The organism is Mesotoga sp. BH458_6_3_2_1, from assembly GCF_003664995.1.
GTDB lineage: Bacteria > Thermotogota > Thermotogae > Petrotogales > Kosmotogaceae > Mesotoga.
On the sequence record NZ_JFHL01000032.1, the window covers coordinates 1 to 1751 of the forward strand.

The 1751-nt window shown below is 43.6% G+C and carries 1 protein-coding gene; it reads right to left on the minus strand.

Features of this window, described 5'->3' with window-relative positions:
• Window positions 1-19: 19 nt before the first annotated feature.
• Window positions 20-1627, minus strand: a complete 1608-nt coding sequence (locus Y697_RS14475; RefSeq protein ID WP_121552519.1) for an IS1634 family transposase — start codon at window positions 1625-1627, stop codon at window positions 20-22.
• Window positions 1628-1751 lie beyond the last annotated feature (124 nt).

Below are 1751 nucleotides of genomic sequence, written 5' to 3' on the forward strand. Positions count from 1 at the left end.
CAACCTGCATTCCCGGAAATTATAACGAGGGTGATTTCACCCCCAGTTTGACATAGATATCCTTCTGCTTCTTAGTGACTTCTCCGATCAAGCGGCCATGTTCGGGATACTCAAACCTTTCAATGGTGTCCAGTTCGTCGAGGAGACCCTGCAATGTCCAGTTATCGAAGAGACCGGTGTCCTGCATCTTCTTCTTTATGTAGGAAAGATAAATCAATGCGACAAACTCGACAAACAGCTTGCCGTTAAGTGATAGTTCTGAAGAAACCTGCATTCTACGGAAATTCAACCGGTCTTTAAGGTTCCCAAAACCCTTTTCCACTATGTCTTTACTACGATAGAGAGATAAGGCCTCGAAGGGATCGTTGACTTCGTTGGAAAGCAGCGCGAAATAGCCATAGTTTCTTGCCGCTTCACGCATCGCCTCCTCCTTCGGTGTGACTTTCCTGCCCCTTTTTGGTGTACTGGTAACGGTGAAGAATCTATCATAGTCCTTCATGCGGTATTCTTCACGCGTGTTGTTTGCCAAATCATTGTATAGTGTGGTCAGATAATCGTTCATCTCTGCCTGATCTTTGGCTGCCTTCTCGGGATTGTAGAAAAGATGTAAATATGCCCTCCTTTTCGAGCTGAATACGTCCCCTTTACTGGGTCTTTCCTGTTCATATTCCCACTGGATCGTCCGGCACAAGCCATATACTCCGAACTGGGGTTGAAGATTTGACCATAGCTGGAGGTTATCGCGCTCTTCTTCCAGGGTCTCTTTTACATAATTCAAATTCAGTTTGACACCGATGATGAATTTCTGGTGGTTCTTGAAGAGCAGGTTTATGTTCTCTCTGCTATAAAAGCCTCTGTCAAGAAGGACACTTACCTTTTTGTATCCCATGACATTGAATTCGGTCATAAGTTGCTTGACCGTTTTCACGTCTGTGATATTGCCAGGGAGCTTCCGGTAGTAAAAGGGAAGTCCAGACTGTTCACCGAAGAGAAGGGCCAGGTTGATTTGAGGTAGTCTCTCGTACTCTTTGTTTTTTCCCTTCTTTACCTGTCTCAGAGTCTCTGAATAACTGGAGATGGAAGTGATGTCAAAGGCCCAGTATTCTTTCTCAATTCTACGTCTGCCCTGCTTCTTGAAAAACATCATCCTCTCTTCTTCGGAAATAGATTGGAACAGCTCACTGCTGCGCTGTGATGGTATGTCTTCTCCATAAGGATGAACATGCAATCTCTGCCAATGTGAAAACCTACTGAGTGAGTTGTTCTCTTCGAGAATAAGATAATAGGCAATAGACAGAATCATTCTATAACGATCGGGGAAACACGCTTTCAAATCTGCCTCAACTTCTGTGATCTTTCCAACCTGATCGAGAAGATAGCAAGAACCATAGAAATCCCTGCGAATTTTGCTAATGGAAATTGGTCCGGGCTTTTTCAAGATATTCTGCTTCTGTTCAGTATCCTTCCTGTATGACCTGGTCGGTAGGATTTCTCCAGTGTCTGGATCCAGTTTGCCGATTAAGGTTCTCTTGGCTCTGGACTGTTGTTTTTCCTTGTCCCAATAGGCTTGGTTGTTGTAGACATATGTGATTCCAGTTTTCTTGTTCTTCTGATAGACAATCCCCATCTCCTCACCTCGTTACATACATTATAATATATAACGAGGCATAAACCTAGTGAAAACAACCCTAACTCAGTCTTTTCAACCCTTTACAAGGTTTTCATCGTTAGACTTTTCGGGAACTTAGGAT